The organism is Agrobacterium sp. fls2-241-TYG-188a, assembly GCF_030209845.1.
In genome coordinates this window covers 20,185-37,173 of sequence record NZ_JARVRD010000010.1, presented here as the reverse complement: position 1 = coordinate 37,173, position 16,989 = coordinate 20,185, and the positions used below count along the sequence as shown (strand labels likewise).

The 16,989-nt window shown below is 54.2% G+C and carries 15 protein-coding genes; 4 read left to right on the top strand and 11 right to left on the bottom strand.

Annotated features, from left to right (window positions below; genetic code table 11):
* Position 1: 1 nt before the first annotated feature.
* Complete coding sequence (dpdD, locus tag QRN85_RS23385; RefSeq protein WP_284760346.1) at positions 2–2,248, top strand: protein DpdD; 2,247 nt, start codon at positions 2–4, stop codon at positions 2,246–2,248.
* A gap of 116 nt (positions 2,249–2,364) precedes the next feature.
* Here the strand turns inward: dpdD and QRN85_RS23380 are convergent, their stop codons facing one another.
* From QRN85_RS23380 to QRN85_RS23335, 10 genes are read right to left on the bottom strand one after another with little or no spacing between them, the layout of a single operon-like run.
* Positions 2,365–3,165, bottom strand: a complete 801-nt coding sequence (locus tag QRN85_RS23380) for an HAD family hydrolase (protein WP_284760345.1) — start codon at positions 3,163–3,165, stop codon at positions 2,365–2,367.
* Positions 3,122–4,033, bottom strand: coding sequence for a Pycsar system effector family protein (locus tag QRN85_RS23375; RefSeq protein ID WP_284760343.1), 912 nt, complete (start codon positions 4,031–4,033; stop codon positions 3,122–3,124). The genes QRN85_RS23380 and QRN85_RS23375 overlap by 44 nt, the downstream gene beginning before the upstream one ends.
* Positions 4,030–4,593 carry a VUT family protein gene (locus QRN85_RS23370; RefSeq protein WP_284760342.1) on the bottom strand — a complete coding sequence of 188 codons (564 nt, stop codon included), beginning with the start codon at positions 4,591–4,593 and terminating at the stop codon, positions 4,030–4,032. The genes QRN85_RS23375 and QRN85_RS23370 overlap by 4 nt, the downstream gene beginning before the upstream one ends.
* 14 nt (positions 4,594–4,607) lie before the next feature.
* Complete coding sequence (queC, locus tag QRN85_RS23365) at positions 4,608–5,309, bottom strand: 7-cyano-7-deazaguanine synthase QueC (protein WP_284760340.1); 702 nt, start codon at positions 5,307–5,309, stop codon at positions 4,608–4,610.
* 13 nt (positions 5,310–5,322) lie between these two features.
* Entirely contained in the window at positions 5,323–5,679 is a 357-nt protein-coding gene (gene queD, locus QRN85_RS23360) for a 6-carboxytetrahydropterin synthase QueD (protein ID WP_075856540.1), read from the bottom strand.
* On the bottom strand, positions 5,676–6,308 hold the full coding sequence (queE, locus tag QRN85_RS23355) for a 7-carboxy-7-deazaguanine synthase (RefSeq protein ID WP_284760336.1): 633 nt from the start codon (positions 6,306–6,308) through the stop codon (positions 5,676–5,678). Before queE ends, queD begins: the two co-directional genes overlap by 4 nt.
* On the bottom strand, positions 6,305–7,426 hold the full coding sequence (dbpB, locus tag QRN85_RS23350) for a DGQHR domain-containing protein DpdB (RefSeq protein WP_284760335.1): 1,122 nt from the start codon (positions 7,424–7,426) through the stop codon (positions 6,305–6,307). The genes queE and dbpB (QRN85_RS23350) overlap by 4 nt, the downstream gene beginning before the upstream one ends.
* Positions 7,344–8,711, bottom strand: coding sequence for a tRNA-guanine transglycosylase DpdA (dpdA, locus tag QRN85_RS23345; RefSeq protein ID WP_284760334.1), 1,368 nt, complete (start codon positions 8,709–8,711; stop codon positions 7,344–7,346). The genes dbpB (QRN85_RS23350) and dpdA overlap by 83 nt, the downstream gene beginning before the upstream one ends.
* Entirely contained in the window at positions 8,708–9,832 is a 1,125-nt protein-coding gene (dbpB, locus tag QRN85_RS23340; RefSeq protein WP_112978557.1) for a DGQHR domain-containing protein DpdB, read from the bottom strand. The genes dpdA and dbpB (QRN85_RS23340) overlap by 4 nt, the downstream gene beginning before the upstream one ends.
* Positions 9,829–10,749: a DUF6884 domain-containing protein gene (locus tag QRN85_RS23335; protein ID WP_112998293.1), complete on the bottom strand. Its 921-nt coding sequence runs from the start codon at positions 10,747–10,749 to the stop codon at positions 9,829–9,831. Before QRN85_RS23335 ends, dbpB (QRN85_RS23340) begins: the two co-directional genes overlap by 4 nt.
* 373 nt (positions 10,750–11,122) lie before the next feature.
* Here QRN85_RS23335 and QRN85_RS23330 point away from each other — a divergent pair, with 373 nt between their 5' ends.
* Together QRN85_RS23330 and QRN85_RS23325 are read left to right on the top strand one after the other, a co-directional pair.
* Positions 11,123–13,327: an McrB family protein gene (locus QRN85_RS23330; RefSeq protein ID WP_284760328.1), complete on the top strand. Its 2,205-nt coding sequence runs from the start codon at positions 11,123–11,125 to the stop codon at positions 13,325–13,327.
* A complete protein-coding gene (locus tag QRN85_RS23325) occupies positions 13,327–14,409 on the top strand; it encodes a 5-methylcytosine restriction system specificity protein McrC (protein WP_350225089.1) in 1,083 nt (360 codons plus the stop codon). Before QRN85_RS23330 ends, QRN85_RS23325 begins: the two co-directional genes overlap by 1 nt.
* A 12-nt stretch (positions 14,410–14,421) precedes the next feature.
* On the opposite strand, the gene QRN85_RS23320 is transcribed toward QRN85_RS23325, so the two are convergent.
* Entirely contained in the window at positions 14,422–15,111 is a 690-nt protein-coding gene (locus tag QRN85_RS23320; protein WP_284760327.1) for a GIY-YIG nuclease family protein, read from the bottom strand.
* A gap of 917 nt (positions 15,112–16,028) precedes the next feature.
* Between QRN85_RS23320 and wrbA the strand changes: the two genes are divergently transcribed.
* Positions 16,029–16,625: an NAD(P)H:quinone oxidoreductase type IV gene (wrbA, locus tag QRN85_RS23315; RefSeq protein WP_113098916.1), complete on the top strand. Its 597-nt coding sequence runs from the start codon at positions 16,029–16,031 to the stop codon at positions 16,623–16,625.
* Positions 16,626–16,989 lie beyond the last annotated feature (364 nt).

Sequence of the window (16,989 nt, the reverse complement as noted above, 5' to 3'; positions counted from 1 at the left end):
CATGACAATGTTAAACGAAGGGTGGCTAGAGGAATTTTTTGCGCCACCCAATGGACTGGCTTGGTCAACCATCTCCGACGGTGCGGAGCCCGCAGACGTTGCTGAGGTTCTTAGACCCTGGCTTGCCCTACTGGGAGAGGCTGATGGAAAGGCTCCGTTAGTCCTCCCATTTGTCCGAGATGGTGGGGTGACAGGATGGTACGCGGTTGCGCAACGCGCCGACCGCAGTGATGAGTTGCGCGATCTGCTTATGGCGTGGTTCGGGCTCACTTGGTTTTCCCGATTTGAGATCACATCATCCTCGATGGCGGACCCCTTAGCCGCGATTCTGCGATCGGCGTTCGGAGCAACCGTCTTTCGTTTCACGGGAGGCGGCCCAGAGCAAAATCGTCGGATTTCTGATGGTCTCGTCACGATGGCCGGAGTTCTATCGAGAAAGCCGGCGACAGACGCTTTAGTAAAAAGGCCAATTGGAACGGTTCGCGCAGAGTTTGACCGCGCCTTGTTGCTGCGTGATGAGACTAATGCGACTGCCCTTCTCGAAGAGTTGCGGGACGCCGGTCGTTTGAGCGATGAAAATCTCCGCTACCTCGAGGTCCGGTTTCGCGCCGGCTTGGGCCTCTGGAGAGAAATTGCACACGATCATTGGCTCATCAAAAACCTGTCGGACCTCGCTCTCCCGCCGCAGATTGTGGCCGATCTCATTGAAGCTCTTTACCGGATGCATCTCGATGCAGTCGAGAAAACTGAGGACCCGGATGCGCTGAAAGCGGCGTTTGTCGAACATCTTGGGGGAAGGTATCCACGGCTATTCGCATCGCGCCGCGGCGTGCGGACAGAGCGCGTCGTTAAGGCGTTTATACTTTACGAGCAGTGCCAAGACACACCCAACGCTCTGATCCTAGGAGAGTTGGCCGATCTGCTTTCTCCGGTAGAACGGCTGAAGCCTCCATTCGATGCGATTATTGCACTTCCATCCGCCGTCGAGGACCCGGTTGATCTGTTGTCCGTTGCCGAGGCGGCCTTTAATGATCATCAACTTGATAGGGCGTTTGTGCTTTTTTTGGAGTGCCCGCCAACGTCTCGGTCATTAGCCCGTGCTGTTATGTGTGCAGTGCTTATTGATACGCCGGAAATCACTGACAAGTTGGCCTCGGCAATTCGAGGCGCGGGCAGTCTGTTCGAAGCGCTTCCCTCCAAAATAAGAGCCAGCTACGAAGCACTATCAGATCGTCACCACCAACCAATCATCAACTCGGCGGCTGCCAGTGAGACCGCCGCGACGGTTCGGGCCACTGACTGGCTGACTTGGGCTCATGGTCTGCAGTTGGGGGATCGAACTCCGCCTCCTGCAGATGCCGCCATCACTTGGGAGACGTCCTCGATACTTGGGGACATCAATGCCGCCAATAATTTCGCCGATGCAATAGGTTTCTTGACCAGCGATTTTCAACTCGCTCGCCAAGTGGTGCCAATCATTTACGCGGCCTTCGTCAACGACCTTTCCATGGGATCGTCCGCCAGACCGATCGCTATCAATCTGTGCATGATTATCGGTATGGATGAAAGCCTATCGAAGGTGGATCTTGCTCTTCTGTACCAGCTTACGGTGGATCTCACGTCGTCAAGTATGACGACCCAAGAATACCTATCGCTTATCGAAATTGTTAGCGAGGTTCAGGAGCGCGTAGCCTCCTATGTTCATCTAGCGTGGGCTCTCGACATGGCTGAAGCTCTGGCGGTGACGTCCACTCCCTCGGAAACCGCACGCGCAGCACGAGATCAATTCTTCAATCTGGTTATCAGGAAGGCTCAAGGATTTGCCCACCGATTGCGGCACGATGAGCGCCAATCATTCATAACGCTTTCGCAAGACTACGCGGTCGATTTTAATGCTCTTGGCCTGGTTGCGAAAGTCGATGAAACCTCGGAAGAGCAGAAGCTTCCTAGTCTCAATGGCAAGACGATTGGTATCTATACACTTGTGGAAGCAGCTGGTGCGCGTGCTAAAAGCGAACTGGAAGCGATCTTCCCGGGCGTGACGGTCGTTTTGAATGGCGACACGGTTGCGACCGAAAAGCTAACAAACCTAGCAGCGAATGCAGACTATTTTGTTTTCGCGTGGCGTAGCAGCAGCCATGCAGCATATTACTGCATCAAAGACGCTATGGGAGGTCGGGATTTGATACTCCCGCAGGGTAAGGGAACAGCCAGTATTCTTCGCGCAGTTATCGACTCAGTCAAATGACAAAGCCTAGAGCGAAAAGTTGAGCGCATTCCCACTCTAATCGGATGTCAGGTTGGTCGACCTGCAATGCTACGTAGCACGAAGTAATATTCGGCTGGTTACGCGGCTAGCCGATCTCAGCCTTCTGAACGAAGAAGAAAGGCCACGGCCTCATCGAAAGAATGGGCTTGGAACGTCGGTAGGCTTTCAGCCTCAGATTCCCACTTCGGCTGAAACCCGCTGGGTATGTAGATTGTCGTGACGCCCGCTTCGTTCGCCGGCTGAATATCGCGCGTAAGCTGGTCACCAATCACATATATCCTTTGATCGGCCGATGCTAACTTCTTCACCCTCTCAAACATGCGTACCGTTTTAGGCGCTTCGAACACTCGATAAATGAACTCGCCGAGTTGGTGAAATTCGATCGTACGTACGACCCTCTTACGACTTCCTTCGGTGAAAACTACCAGTATAGCTCCAATGGACGAGAGTTCTCGCAAGCCCCTGGAGACCCCGGTAAGAAGGACGGGCTGTTTTGATATGTCGGCGATAAAGTCGCTCTCAATCTGGCTGACTACGGAGCGGTCTAGACGGGAAGCGTCCCCGCGGGTCCAGGCTTGACGCGCTGCCTCGCCATAAGGCATCCCCCGGAGGCCAAGCGCCAGCGCGTCAACTAGGAGGCGCGGTGGATAGCGAAGGCCCAAATGGTGCTGCTGAGCAAGCTGCTGATCGAAGGTCCGTACGAATTCAAGTCGATTTTCGACCGGCCCCGCGAGCCCAGTTGTCTTCTCAACGGCCCCCAGTAGGCTCAGTTGTGCCGCAGCAAACACCCCATCAGTGTCCCAGAGCGTATTGTCTGCATCGATGAAAACCAGCGGTGCCGTCTGGAGTTCATCACGTCGTGCCGCACGGCTTAACAATTGCTGTTGTGGGGACATCATTTCCACCGGTTACACACACAGTCGAATTCGGTGTTTCGATTCGAATCAACGAATTAGACTCCTTTTTCGCTGACGGGACAAAGGAAAATACAAGCGCGGTAACGATGATCCATAGGAACAGCGCCTTGATGGCCAATGATTGGATCCGCTGAGCCGGTTCTAGGAACCTCACCTTGTCGGCGACTTTAGCTGCGATCAGGTAGGTCTCAGCGATATAGTTCTTTATATACTCAGCTTTCAGGTCAGCCGAGATTTTCTTAGGATCATTCTGATCGACGAACGCCTTTCCCCACTGGTCTGGTTGAGTTCGCGATATCCCTATCCAGAAGAGCATCGAACTCGGCTTTTTGTCCTTGGCCGCTTCCCTAGGATATCGGAAACGCGTTCTAATGGCATGGAATGTTACCAAAGCTCCAGCGGTTGCGAGTAGCGCGAATGCGGCGAACAGCGTGTAGCTTAGGAAAACGAGCACACTGTTCATCGACGGCCAGCGTTCGGTCCAAGTAATCATCGAGACTGGGTAACCGTCAGCTAGGCGATTGAATGCCAGCCCGGAGAAGGCGGACATAAAGGTCACAATGGTCAGTAGCCTAGTCGCCTTTCCGTCCTGATAATCCGTCTGGGCTGTCACCTCATCGAGAGATTCGCGGGCGAGCTTCAACTCAGCATCGAGCGCAACCGGATCCGGTGAGAGACTATCGAGTTGATCAGCGATGATCTTGACCGCTTCTTTGGCGGTGAGCGTGCGGAGTTTTCCTGGGGCGCGGTTATCGTCGACGCGAGGAAAGAAGGAAATATCCTGGTAAAAGAAAGCCTGCCAGACGGCCCGAATGCAGCTTAGGGTTTCCTCTTTCGCTTGTGTCATGCTGGCATCAGCCCCAATCGCCGGTCTCGGTTGCGGATCCAAAACAGGACTGGAAGCGCGGCTACAACCATGATCAATTTGCCCATAACCTGTCCAGCCAGAAAATCGAGAGAGCCGAAAGCCAGCCAAAGAAACATCACACTGTCGACGACGAGGCCGGCAACACTGCTGGCGAAGGCCGCTTTGACGAGACCTTTTCTCTGCAAAGGCGTGAAGACCAGCAGGTCGACGAGTTCCGACATCAGGAACGCGCTCGCAGATGCCAGCGCAAGCGCAGGTGCCGTAAAGGTCGTCGACAGGAATGCACCAACGATGATTGCGCCGATCGCCCACATCAAGCCCAAGCGCCTCTGAACAAGATCGCGTAGCACAAGGGCAAGGCCCACCAGAAGCACACCGCTAGGCGCAGTCAGGCCCGGTCCCACAGGTATGAGGCATGGCCCGTCCGGCACGCAGACCGTGCCGACGTGGCCAATCATATAGTTGGCAAGCGGGATACAGGCGGCGAAGCCTGCCAAAAACACTGCACCTTCGATCAATTGCCGGTTTCGCGAATTCATCCCGCTCTCCACTTTCAAACTTCTTGCGCCACGAACTTTTCGTATCCCTTTGCCCGCAATTCGCAGGCCGGGCACGTGCCGCAGCCGTGACCCCATTGATGAAGCGCGCCGCGCTCACCGAGGTAGCATGTGTGGCTGTCCTTCACGATTACATCGACCAGCGCTTGACCACCGAGATCCTTTGCAAGTTGCCATGTCTCGGCCTTGTCAATCCACATCAACGGCGTATCGAGGACGAACCGCTTCTCCATGCCAATATTGAGCGCCACCTGCAGCGCCTTGATCGTATCGTCCCGGCAGTCCGGATAACCGGAATAGTCTGTCTCGCACATACCACCGACGATATGCTTCAGACCTCGACGATATGCCAATGCTGCAGCGAAGGTTAGGAAGATCAGGTTTCGACCCGGTACAAAAGTGTTCGGAAGGCCCGATTCTGCCATCTCGATCTGCATGCCGCTCGTCAGGGCGGTATCGGAGATTTCGCCCAATGCGGCGAGAGAAATCGTATGATCTTCGCCAAGACGATCCGCCCACAGAGGATTGAGAGTGCGCATCTGAGCCCGCAGTGAATCGCGGCATTCGAGCTCGATACGGTGACGCTGGCCATAGTCGAAGCCCACCGTCTCAACGCGCTCAAACCGATCGAGTGCCCAAGCAAGGCACGTGGTCGAATCTTGGCCGCCCGAAAACAATACTAACGCCGTCGACGACATGGTAGGCTCCCCGTTACTCACCCTCATACTCCGCCCAGCAGGCCGGCGTCTCAAACACCTTGACCGAGTTCAACTCGTCGAGGAGCGGTTTGACCTTTTTCCAGATCCACACCGCAATATTCTCTGCAGTCGGGTTTTCGAGACCTTCGATATCGTTGAGTGTATGATGATCGAGGCTTTCGAGAACCGGTCCGAAGACCTTCTCCACATCAAAAAAGTCGATCACAAAGCCGGTCTTCGCATCGACAATGCCTTTCAACTGCAGTTCGACACGATAAGAGTGCCCATGCATGCGGTGGCACTTATGCGTCGACGGCACGTGTGGAAGACGGTGAGCCGCCTCGAATGTGAACGCTTGGGTGATTTTCATGGGATCCCGATCATCTTGTGGGTTTGAAGACTTAGGCGCCAGCGCGGGTTCTCAAGGCAGAACGCCGTTACGGCAGCAATGTTTTCCAACTGCGCAGGGCCATCCATCGGTTGAAGAAAATAATGCTCGAAGTTGAGGTCAGGGAGATCGTTCGGAAGCAATGCGGACTGCGGGTAGACGAGCTTCAATTCGCTTCCCGTTCTCAGGTTAAACGGCGCCCCAGCCTTCGGGCTGACGCAAATCCTGTCGATGCCTTCAGGGGGCTCGATAGTTCCATTTGTTTCGATCGCGATTTCGAAGCCGTGATCGTGAACCGCCGCAATCAATGCCTCGTCGACCTGTAGAAGTGGTTCGCCGCCCGTGAAAACGACATAGCGCCTGGTTTGCCCGCTTCCCCAGGTGCGGGCGATAGCACTCGCGAGTTTCTTTGCATCGCGAAACTTGCCGCCGCCATCGCCATCGGTTCCAATGAAATCGGTGTCGCAGAACTGGCAGATCGCTTTATGGCGATCCTCTTCGCGTCCTGACCAGAGGTTACAGCCGGCAAAGCGGCAGAAGACGGCCGCTCTTCCGGCTTGGGCACCTTCACCTTGGAGCGTCTTGAACAGTTCTTTCACTGCGTAGCTCATTGGGGATCCACCGCCGTCCTCTGGCTTGGTTCTTCAGCGATTGTCTGGCCCTCGTTGCGCCTACGTCGAACGTCGGCGCGGACGATGCCGACCAGATATTGGGCGAGCGTGACAATGTCTCGGTTGACGTTTTGAACCGACTTCCAATGGCGCTTGTCCTTTTCCGCAAAATTCCATTCGCCGGACGTCCAGGCGGTGTTGTCGACCAAACACGAAAGGCCCTTGGCAAAATCATCGAATGCCCGAGCGCCGTCCAGCAGGACCAGGATCTCCATGACATAGCCGAGCGACATGATCCCCGCGCCGTGGACAAGGCGCGACGTCTTGGGGGTGTGGTTCTTCCATGCGTCCTTGAAAACAAACTGAACAGCTTGGTAGAAATCACTGATCAGCTTGAAGCAGAGGTCGGCGCCGTCGGGTTCGCGGATTAATTCACGCATGACGCCGTCGCTCAGCGAATTAATGATGACGCGCTGGATCGCCGTATCGCGAATGAGACCACCGGGATTAGTGTGTTGGTAGATCTGACCTTCGAGCGAGGACGTCTTGTCATAATTCAAGCGAGCGGCGATATCGGCAGCAACCGAACGATCGCCAAGCCGGCGCGGCAGGCCGGTGACGGTCGGCAGCAGTTCATAGATCAAGGATTTTGGAAGCGGCCGCGTATTGTTGATCAGCACAAATTGACGACGAAGTTCCTCGTCGTCCCGGCAGATGATGGCCGAGACAAAGACCTGGAAGTCCTTTTCGTGAACCTGGCCGAGTGCGGTCAGTCGCTGCTGGCCGTCGACAACCATGCCAGGCGCGCCCGCGGCAGTGTCGATCTCGACCATGCACCGGCCATCGTCGCCCTCTTCGCTGATCTCAACATTACTCGTGAAGGCCACGACGATCGGGTTTGGAAGGATCGCCTCCGGCTTTTCCAGATAGTCGCGGATCTCACGGATATGGCCCGCAATCTGCGGACGCTGAAATCCGCTCAGTCCACCCTCAGCATCGCGCGCAACACGCTCGATAACCGCGAATTTCTGCAATTCAGACGCTAGCGCTGCAAATGAAAGAACCGTGTGCGCTTCGCTCTGTCTGGCTCTGATCGCTGGAAATTTGAGTATCGTCATTTCGCCCACTATTACTCGGGAGTTGGTCAACAAGGGCGTTGTAGACACCCAGATTATGAATTCCGCGCCGCTTATTACGGTTGCTCGCGCGAAAGATCACCACTTCGATCGAAAGTGATGAACAGATAGGGCAGGCGCAGCGCTTCCACGGTTTGTCGCTCAGCGTCCGCTTATATCGATCTCTCAGATCTTTGACGGCTTTCGCACCGGGCAAATCGCCAATCGTTTCGCCCATGACAGCCGGCGTTGCGTAGGCCAGTACCGTATCAAGCGTTTCTTCGAGTTCGGCTTGCCCGCGGTCGTAGGATCTAAGCGCTGCAAGTGCGTCTTTTTCCATCGCGACAAGCTGCTCCTGGTTGAGAGCGCCACGTTTGGCGAGCCTCATCAACTTGGGATTTTCGAGTGCCTGCGGTACCCGAATGGCCGTGTAATAGTCGAGTTTGCCTGACTTGTTCGGGAGATAATAATTCGACTTGGCATCCTTGAAGGCGCGGATCAAAGGTGACGTCGTGTCGAAACTCGTTACATTGAAGGGGCCGAACGTATCGATCTCGTCAGCCTTCGCAAAGCCAAGGATATGAAGACGTGTCTCTTGCGGGATCACGTCACGGATTGCAGCAAGGCATGCTTTGATCTGCGAAGCCTTTAACGGGACGGTACCGCCGAGCGCCAGGTAATCGTAGCCCATCGCAACCAGTCGCCGAGCACCTTCGGCCATGCTTCCGGGCGACCATCCCTGGATGACGCCCATTGGCGTGAACCGACTTGACATGTGATGGGTCGAACCGCGGAACGCCGACGCGTTCTCAAGAGTGATCTCGAAGCGCCGGCGCGCTTCTTCGGTACCGCCCTCGAAACCTTTGAGGCTTTCGTCAAAGTCAAAAATGATATGGTCGACGGAGCATCCGTGCGTAAAGCGTGCATCGTCGTAAAATTCGGCGGTATCGTCGGGCGTGTAAGGTGGCTTGTCTTCTTTGTGATAAGTGAAGGCCCCGCAGTCGCCAAATATTGGCAAGCTCTCAAACTGCGGCTTGTCGAGACGCAGGAACTCGCGGGCGCCGACCCGACGAAAACGCATCGCCTGAGCTTCGGTGTACTTACCTCCGACGGCAGCGCCCCCCACAATTCCACGGGAAACTAGCATCCCCTTATAGGGAGCATAGCCCATAATTTCGTGTGGGTAAGCGTCATCCCAGTAAGGCACGCGGTTCTCCGCATATCTGTCGCGGAGGAAGTCGTAGTTAGGGTCAACATGATCGAGGCTATCGGCAAAAATGAACTTCATCGGCTTGGCCTTGAGAGCTTACGGTCGAGTTGAATCAAGTGGTCGGCTAATTTGCTAATATGCTGGGGCGTACCCTGAATATCGTTCCAGGCCAGCCCCAAATTTTCCCACGCCCCTTCGGTCCAGGCGCAGTAAGGCTCCAGGCGTTGCAGTGCCTCGCGGACTTCAGCGTCGGGATCCTCCGAACTGTCGGCACGAAGCATAACTTGGTCCATGAGTGACCCCATAGCCTTGATACCAGCGGAATGCATGAGGCGGCTCTCTGACGGGCTTTTCCCCCAAGCATGAGGGAATGTGTCCCTGACGGCTGACCAATACAGGGTCAGTGTCTCGTACATTGCATCCGGGTTCGCGGTCTCTGGCAGATGTTTGTACTGGCTCAGTGCGCCAAGCGGTGGGCGGAGATTCTGCTTAATCGCGGCGATCAAAGCCGTGTCACTGACAACACTAGATTCGTCGCCGGTGTCCGACGCACGTTTAATCAACTTATAGAACGGCGACTTGGGTTGCCTATTCAACAGGTTGCACAACTCACTTGGAAGCCTATTAACGGCGAGATCTTTTGGAAGAAGAGAACCAACTTCGGGTAGAAGTTCATTTATTAGACGTACGTCGAGCGCCTTTACCTTGTTTACCAGGATGAACTGCTCACGATGGATTTGGAGATCGCGCGACACGAAACCGATCACCGGTACTGGAAACCGACTATTCTTAGCCTTCGCAAGTGCGAGCGAACGCTGCTGGCCATCCACGATCCATGCTGCCCTATCGCCTTCGGTCCGAAATGGAATTGTCAGCGTGCCTGAGACGCCTACCTCAGCCAGACCGTTTGGCTTCGGTCCTCTGGAAGGTTCAAAACGGATTTCAGGCGATAGAGCGAGTGTGATCGCATTCGGGAACAAAACCGGCCCACTATCCAGAAATTCAACGATAGATCTTACGTGACTGCGAATTTCTTTGCGTTGAAAGCCTTTAAGCTCTCTCTCATCGCGATGAATTCGGCTGATGTCGGCAATTCGCGTTAAATCCGATCCAAAAAGGAAAAACGCATAAACATCGATTCCCTCACCTTGTTGCGTCCTGACTGCCCGCACTACCAAGCTCTCAAAGTCTTCTGTCATACGCGCTTCTCCTCGTTCCTCACCTCTGCCGCTAAACGGGAGAACCGTTTTTGCTCACATGCAATAGAGAGTTCATCGCGAAACACCCGCAGAAGTTTCGTGGATGATCCATTGGCGCTTTCCCAATGTTGCCGCAGAAGATTTTTGATTTCTGGATCGGAACACCGGCTACCTGATCCGCGCTTCGGTGTGCCGTAGCCTCCTAGCGACGTCTCAACTAATTTCGCCTGCTTGCTAAAACTCGAACGTGGGTACCGCAAAAGAACAGTCTCGGCAAAATGCCACAGTGCTCGAGAAGCAAAATCAATCTTCGTTCCACGGAACGGGCTTTCGGGACCATCCAACCGCTCATCGTACGGCACGACGCTGGTGGCGATGCGCCGTGTGAGAGGCAGTTTCTTTGAGCCCGTGAAAATCCGGAGCCGCTTTAGCTCATCATCCGCTAGTTTTTCTAGAATCGGTTCGACCATTTCGAGATAGGTTGAACTAAGAGCGATTAGTATGAGACCGGCGTTAGACCTCAAACTGGAATGGATGATGTTATCGTCGACGAGTTGTGCCCACCACGCTGCGCTTGAGACAGGTGGTGAGACATGGCTCAAAACAAAATCCGGCGAACCAGGAGAGACGGTCAGATCATATGGAGCGACCAAATCATCCGGGCGGACGAATCCTAGGCCTGCGGAGATAACGTATAGCTGTGCACCCAGTAGGTCTGCTGTGACTTTGGAAAGTGAGAAAGCGCGGCCGCTATAAAGATTCTGCGCCGGTGTCGCTATGGAGACCGAGGCCACACGCCTCTTCCATTCAGAAACGACATCTTCTAGCGAGCCATAGGGAAGATTCCTCGCCGCCGTATCGGGGGGGCAAATGTGCCGCTTTTTGTTGGTGCAAGCAGTTATGATCACATGCATCATGCAGTTCCCGGCGGGGCGCGTCGGCCACGAAAAAGTCACGCACGCAATAACTGCGCCGGTGAGGGAACGTCAACAGCAAAAACTGCGGTGTGAATTTTCTCCGGCTGGAAACTGCAGTGGCGCTCCGCAGACCGTCATGGATACTGTGGGCTAGGAATGCGTGATAAATAGACTTGGCGTGAGGAGCATCGAAAGTGGGTGGCGCTGACGAAGTTTCGCTACAGTTGTCGCAGCGTTCTCTCTTTTACCTTTCCAATGCCTGCTTGATGGATTGAGGCACATAACCACACGCGAAGGGCGTAAATGTAGCGTGACACTTGCACAGGCCATAGTCTATCGTCTCGGGATGTGAGCGAGGGGTTGGATACAAGGTATGCAGGTGAATACGCAGGAACTGAAGAAGTTATATTCCAGTGATTTTCAGTTATATCTCGAAGAGGAATGGGCAGTCACCTGGCGGACGAATTATCTTCGTGACCTGACCCGGGCAAAGAGCGCTTCCCGTGAAGAGTGGTTAACCCCTACATTTCAGGAATTCCTTTGGAATCAAAACTCGGTGGCCAATATTGGTCCTGGTCGCTCAGTAACGGTCACGTCCGCCTATGAAGATACGGAGTTGGCCGAACTGCTCTATGACTTAAAAAATGAACCGAGGCCGACAACACTAATTGAGCGTGGGAAAAGGCTGCAGAATGCCTATAAGGCTGTCCTTTCAGCCGTATGGCAAAAGCACAATGAGCGTAGACCACGAGCACGCATCATCAGACTTCTTGCGATGCTTTATCCTGATGACATGACGTGTCTCATGGACGAAGGCCGGATCAATTCGGTCCATGGCCTCATACAAGCTGCCGACCCAGTAACGGATTTCATGGCGCGCCACGCCTCTGTGCGCGAACGCATTGTAGAAGCCATCGGTGCTCCGGATAGCGATGCGGCGAATGTGGGCCAGGCGATATTTGCTTGGTTTCTATGGCAAAAGATAGTGAAGGCACCGAGCACCGGCACGGTCGTAACACATAAGGAAGATGACGTTTCCACCGATCTGCCGCCTCTTTATCTGATGCCTGCAGACGCGCAACGAAGAAGCCTAACCTGCGTCCAAGACAATGTCCGGCTTTTGGTGACGGTAGTTCGCGAGGCGGAGCACGGAATTACGCGTGAAGACCTCGTGACGACGATTCTCAGTGATGCCACGCAACTAAACGCCAGCAGTGCGGGAAATATCATTTCTCAAGCCCTGGGAGGCCTTGGTCTTCTCCAGATGGCAAATGGAACATACACTCTGACGGATTTAGGCAGGGAGCTGCTGCTCTCATCCGATCATGCGTCTGTTTTGCGCGGCCCACTTGTCGGGCGCGTTTTTGGAATGGGCCACTTATTGCTCCTGCTTAAAAGGCATCCTGAAGGCATCGGTCGCACGGAGGCGGCGGGGAGGCTGCAGGCGTTGGTACCCAGTTGGACCACCAAGATGCCCGGATCACACATAATTTCCTGGGCGAAGCTCACAGGAATGGCTTTAAGCGAGACCGTCGATGGGGTCGCGAAGCTCAAGCTAACGGAGGCGGGGGAAGAATTTGCGCTCGCTCTGCCTGACGACTTTGAGTCCAAATGGATAATAAGCGGTTCGGAGGATATCGATGCTCTCGAACCGGCTCTTAATTTAGACGCCGACAAGGCTTCGACGCCCTACGCTGTGGGAGACATTTTAGCTGACGGATGTTTTTTCCCCGGCGAACACGTGAGACGTGCACTGGAAATCCTCAAGCGTAAGAAAAATCTCCTTTTGCAAGGCCCTCCGGGTACTGGAAAAACTTGGTTGGCAAAGCGCTTGGCATACGCGCTGATCGAGGAAAAAGACGACACTCGCGTTATGGCCGTTCAATTTCAGCCTTCGATGTCATACGAGGATTTCGTGCGTGGATGGCGTCCGGATGGATTGGGTGGTTTAAAGTTAGCTGACGGAGCGTTCCTCGAGGCTGTTGCACAAGCGAATGATGAGCCTGGGCGCGCGTTCGTCATCGTCATCGAGGAAATCAATCGCGGAAATCCTGCTCAGATCCTAGGCGAACTGCTGACTCTGCTCGAAGTTGATAAGAGGGTGAAGGAAGAAGGGCTGCGCCTCGCGTACCCCAGAACGACGGAAGAGAGAGTATTCGTTCCGCCAAACCTGTATATCGTTGGAGCGATGAACTTGGCCGATCGGTCATTGGCGCTAGTAGACCTGGCTATGCGTCGGCGATTTGCCTTTGTTAGCCTGGAGCCCAGTCTTAACGATGCCTGGAAAAAATGGTGTCTCGACCTAGGGGCAGATGCTGGGTTCCTCGCTGATGTAAAAGGGCGGATCGATGAGTTGAATGAAAAAATTGGAAGCGACAGTCAACTTGGGTCGCAATTTGCGATTGGCCACAGTTTCGTTACCCCCCCTGCAGCGCTGGAAAAAGCTCCGCAGGCAAATTGGAAGCTCTGGTTCAACGAGGTCGTCGACACCGAGATCGCTCCACTTCTTCAGGAATATTGGTTTGAAAAACCTGCTTTTGTTTCGGCCCTTGTCGAAGATCTTCGGCTGGTCGAGTGATGAACCAGGCGATGTGGAAGAGTGCGGCAGGAATCCCGATCAGAAACCTATGGGTTTTGCTGACATACGCGGCCGGTCTTGCGCAATTTGGCGATCTGGTAGAGGGGGATGTGGATGACGCGACGGAACTCCCCGATCTTTTGGCCCGGTACCTGTGTGATGCGGTAGAGCGTCGTCTCAGACGCAACCTCTCTCTCGCTTACAGGTCAGATGAGCGTGCTCTGACGCGGGTGCGCGGTCGGATCAACTGGCTCCAAACGGAGACACGTGGGCTGCTTCAACAAGGGCGAGTGGCATGCCAGTTCGAGGAATTCACGTTTGATACACCCCGAAATAGGCTTGCGGTTGTCGCGCTCAGATCTGCTGCGGCCCGCATACGCGATACCACGACAGCGGACCGCTGTCGTAGGTTAGCCGGGGAATTCGCCGCAAAAGGTGTCTGCACTGTCAGGCCCACGGCAAGCGAACTACGTAGGGATGCAATTGCTCGTCATCAGCGCGACGATTTTCACATGGTCACCGTCGCCAACCTCGCGCTCGATCTCGTCTTGCCCTCCGAAGAGGGGCACGAGGCGAAGATCAGTCGGCTAGAGAGAGACGAAATTAGGCTTCGACGGATATTTGAAGTAGCCGTTGCTCAATATTACTTCCGCGAGTTTCACGGCCGTGACGGATGGACGGTATCTCGGCAAAAGCGGATAAAGTGGAAAAGTAGTGCTCACTCAGAGCGGGCCCGCGCGCTTGTTCCTGGAATGATCCCAGATATCAGGCTGGATCAGGGGAGCGCGCGAAGAGTCGTGATTGATACAAAGTTTGCTAACGTCCTTACGCCAAAGTTGCGAGGAGGGCATAGTTTTGTGCCGGCCAACATCTTCCAAATCTTCGCCTATCTCGCTTCACAGTCCGGTAGCGGTAGCCCTCTTTCTGACGTAGCAGAGGGAATTCTCCTATACCCATCGGTCGGCGTTGATATCGATGAATATATGACCGTTCGTGGACATAAGATCCGCTTCACCACCGTTAATCTTGCTGCAACGAGCGATGAGATGCTTTTCGAGCTACGGTCCAAGATATCAAGCTAATCATCGCACTGCTTATATTTTCTCCATCCTGGTGTTCAGCAAGTCATTGGCAAATCCACGTATAAGCAACGCCTCTACAGTGCTGATCAGTCCTTTCGATACTTCATAGGCGCTGACGTAACTAGCTATGTAAGACAGTTGAACGTTAAGTTTGCCGATACGGCGGTGCTGCTCCTCATAAGGGCGATATCTAACTTTTTTACTTGGATGCTCTACCACTTTGATTTGCTGATAGTCTTTGCGGTCGCGATTGAAGGCTAGGTTCATCTCTTTCCAAAGTGTCTGAAGGACAGCTTTCCCCACGTAAATTGCCCGGCCTCGACTATCGTAAAAGATGTATATGCCGTGGGATGATCTCAGCCGATCCTGGATACCGGCGATATACGGATGTTGTCCAGTATCAGTCTGAGAAGAGAACATTTCAAACTTGACCCCATGGCTTGAATAGACGGGGTCTAGGCCGTAGAACTCGATGATAGGTCGAATTGCTGCTTGTTCAACATCAGTGACCGCCTTTGCGGCTGCCCTATCGATGAGATCAGCCACCTGCAACGGAGTTAGGTTTGGCTTTTCGGCCAGGGCACCTAGCTTCTCTGCGGTGATGTTGAGATGACTAGCGATCTCCGCACGACTGACTGTCTTAACGTCCTGTTGCGCCGCAAGTCGCTTTCCCAAAGCTGCGATAAGATCTTCACCACGCATAAACGCTCCATCAACTGTTAGGTCGAAGTAGCATCACCGCAGTTGACGCATCTTTAATCGGCACGGCTAAATCATCATGTTTTGAAGCGCTCTAGGAATCGTTTGGCTTGGTGCGATGCAATGGTGTAACAATGGCGGCGGCCAGCAAAAGACACGGATTTATCGCGGCAGCCCGGTTTCTAGGATGCTGCGAACAAACCGATTCACTGTCGAGATAGGCGAAATAACCCTCTAGTGGCGCTTGGCCTGCGACTAGGCTCAGGATTCACAGAACAATCTAGATTTCAATTGCTTAAGAAATGGGAGACGGGTCCCGGGTTCGAATCTGTTCAAGAGCGCCATAACCCACCTGCTTTCGGACGAACCTGCTTTCCAGAGGGTGCGGGCCTTCCTCCAGACGCGACTAGGCATCACCTTATAACGGCAACGCGGTGTCTCAGGAAACGATCATCCCTGTATTGACGAGACGATTTTAGCGACTCAGAGAAATACGATGACTGGTGGTCTCCGCGCTGTTGATTAGTCAAGCACGACGCCTCTATAGTAAGCCCAGAGATCAGGGTCACGAGAGATAGACTCACTGTCGTTATGCATTTCACCTCGGCAACGTGAAGCTTTGGGACCTTTTTTACTGAAAATTGCGCGCCTTCAGCTTCAGCATGTCGATGCGCAGTTGCGGTATGGACATGTTCCTCGCTGGGCCGAACTCTTCAGGTTGCCTTACGGGTGGAGACCGCCGCCTGTAGCGAAACGGTCGTCGCACCCTAGCCTGGCATAACGATCCACCCCGTCTATTAACCGTGATCGAGCCTCACGCTTGTACATTGAACGATGTGTCTCCGTTGAGGTGGCTAGAAGTAGCCACAAACATCTGTATCCATATCCGTGAACAGCCATTCTTTTCGAAGGGAAATCATATGTCCAAGGTTCTAGTTCTCTACTACTCCGCGTACGGTCACATCGAAACGATGGCAAACGCCGTCGCCGAAGGTGTGCGTTCCGCAGGCTCCGAGGCTGTCGTTAAACGGGTTCCTGAACTCGTTCCTGAAGACCTCGCCAAGTCTTCGCACTTCAAGCTTGATCAACCGGCCCCAATAGCTGCTGCCGATGAGCTGACTGAGTACGACGCAATCATCATCGGCTGCGGGACTCGTTTTGGAACTGTTGCCTCCCAGATGCGCAACTTCTGGGACCAGACCGGTGGCCTGTGGGCGCAGGGGAAGCTGGTTGGCAAAGTCGGATCGGTGTTTACGTCGTCGGCCACACAGCACGGCGGGCAGGAATCCACTATCCTCGGCTTCATTCCAACACTCCTACACCACGGCATGGTAGTCGTGGGACTTCCCTACGCATTCCAGGGGCAAATGGGCGTCGAGGAAGTTAAGGGCGGCTCGCCATACGGCGCGTCCACGATTACAGACGGCGACGGTTCTCGCATGCCGTCGCAGGTCGAACTTGACGCTGCCAAATTCCAGGGCGCTCACGTGGCGAAAATCGCAGCGAAGCTCTCCTGACCTCAATAGGGTAACAACAAGAATTCTCCCGACTGAAAACAGACGAAGATAGCCATGGCGAAACCTTGGCTATCTTCGCAGCATCGTCGTGAAGCCGTCACGCCTTCATATACATTCTGTGCCAGTATCCGGCCTTGCTCATTGTTAATTCCGCGCCTTCACATTCAGCATGTCGATATGCTCGTCCGTTACCGTTCTTTGACGGCGTCGATGAGTGCCTTTTGTTTCGTGCCTGGCGTTGCCAGCTGTTTGATTGTCTCGGCGATCTAAAAGGTCTCTTTGAATTTCGTCTTGCCCATGATTCCCCACGTTGCTGATCCGAGCTCTATGGGGGGTCATGAGAGATTTGACGCCCTGCGTTGAT

What these genes read in the sequence shown, in the direction of transcription:
- dpdD (WP_284760346.1), top strand. Translation starts at nt 2, where the DNA reads ATGACAATGTTAAACGAAGGGTGGCTAGAGGAATTTTTTGCGCCACCC.
- QRN85_RS23380 (WP_284760345.1), bottom strand. Translation starts at nt 3,165, where the DNA reads ATGTCCCCACAACAGCAATTGTTAAGCCGTGCGGCACGACGTGATGAA.
- QRN85_RS23375 (WP_284760343.1), bottom strand. Translation starts at nt 4,033, where the DNA reads ATGACACAAGCGAAAGAGGAAACCCTAAGCTGCATTCGGGCCGTCTGG.
- QRN85_RS23370 (WP_284760342.1), bottom strand. Translation starts at nt 4,593, where the DNA reads ATGAATTCGCGAAACCGGCAATTGATCGAAGGTGCAGTGTTTTTGGCA.
- queC (WP_284760340.1), bottom strand. Translation starts at nt 5,309, where the DNA reads ATGTCGTCGACGGCGTTAGTATTGTTTTCGGGCGGCCAAGATTCGACC.
- queD (WP_075856540.1), bottom strand. Translation starts at nt 5,679, where the DNA reads ATGAAAATCACCCAAGCGTTCACATTCGAGGCGGCTCACCGTCTTCCA.
- queE (WP_284760336.1), bottom strand. Translation starts at nt 6,308, where the DNA reads ATGAGCTACGCAGTGAAAGAACTGTTCAAGACGCTCCAAGGTGAAGGT.
- dbpB (WP_284760335.1), bottom strand. Translation starts at nt 7,426, where the DNA reads ATGACGATACTCAAATTTCCAGCGATCAGAGCCAGACAGAGCGAAGCG.
- dpdA (WP_284760334.1), bottom strand. Translation starts at nt 8,711, where the DNA reads ATGAAGTTCATTTTTGCCGATAGCCTCGATCATGTTGACCCTAACTAC.
- dbpB (WP_112978557.1), bottom strand. Translation starts at nt 9,832, where the DNA reads ATGACAGAAGACTTTGAGAGCTTGGTAGTGCGGGCAGTCAGGACGCAA.
- QRN85_RS23335 (WP_112998293.1), bottom strand. Translation starts at nt 10,749, where the DNA reads ATGATGCATGTGATCATAACTGCTTGCACCAACAAAAAGCGGCACATT.
- QRN85_RS23330 (WP_284760328.1), top strand. Translation starts at nt 11,123, where the DNA reads ATGCAGGTGAATACGCAGGAACTGAAGAAGTTATATTCCAGTGATTTT.
- QRN85_RS23325 (WP_350225089.1), top strand. Translation starts at nt 13,327, where the DNA reads ATGAACCAGGCGATGTGGAAGAGTGCGGCAGGAATCCCGATCAGAAAC.
- QRN85_RS23320 (WP_284760327.1), bottom strand. Translation starts at nt 15,111, where the DNA reads ATGCGTGGTGAAGATCTTATCGCAGCTTTGGGAAAGCGACTTGCGGCG.
- wrbA (WP_113098916.1), top strand. Translation starts at nt 16,029, where the DNA reads ATGTCCAAGGTTCTAGTTCTCTACTACTCCGCGTACGGTCACATCGAA.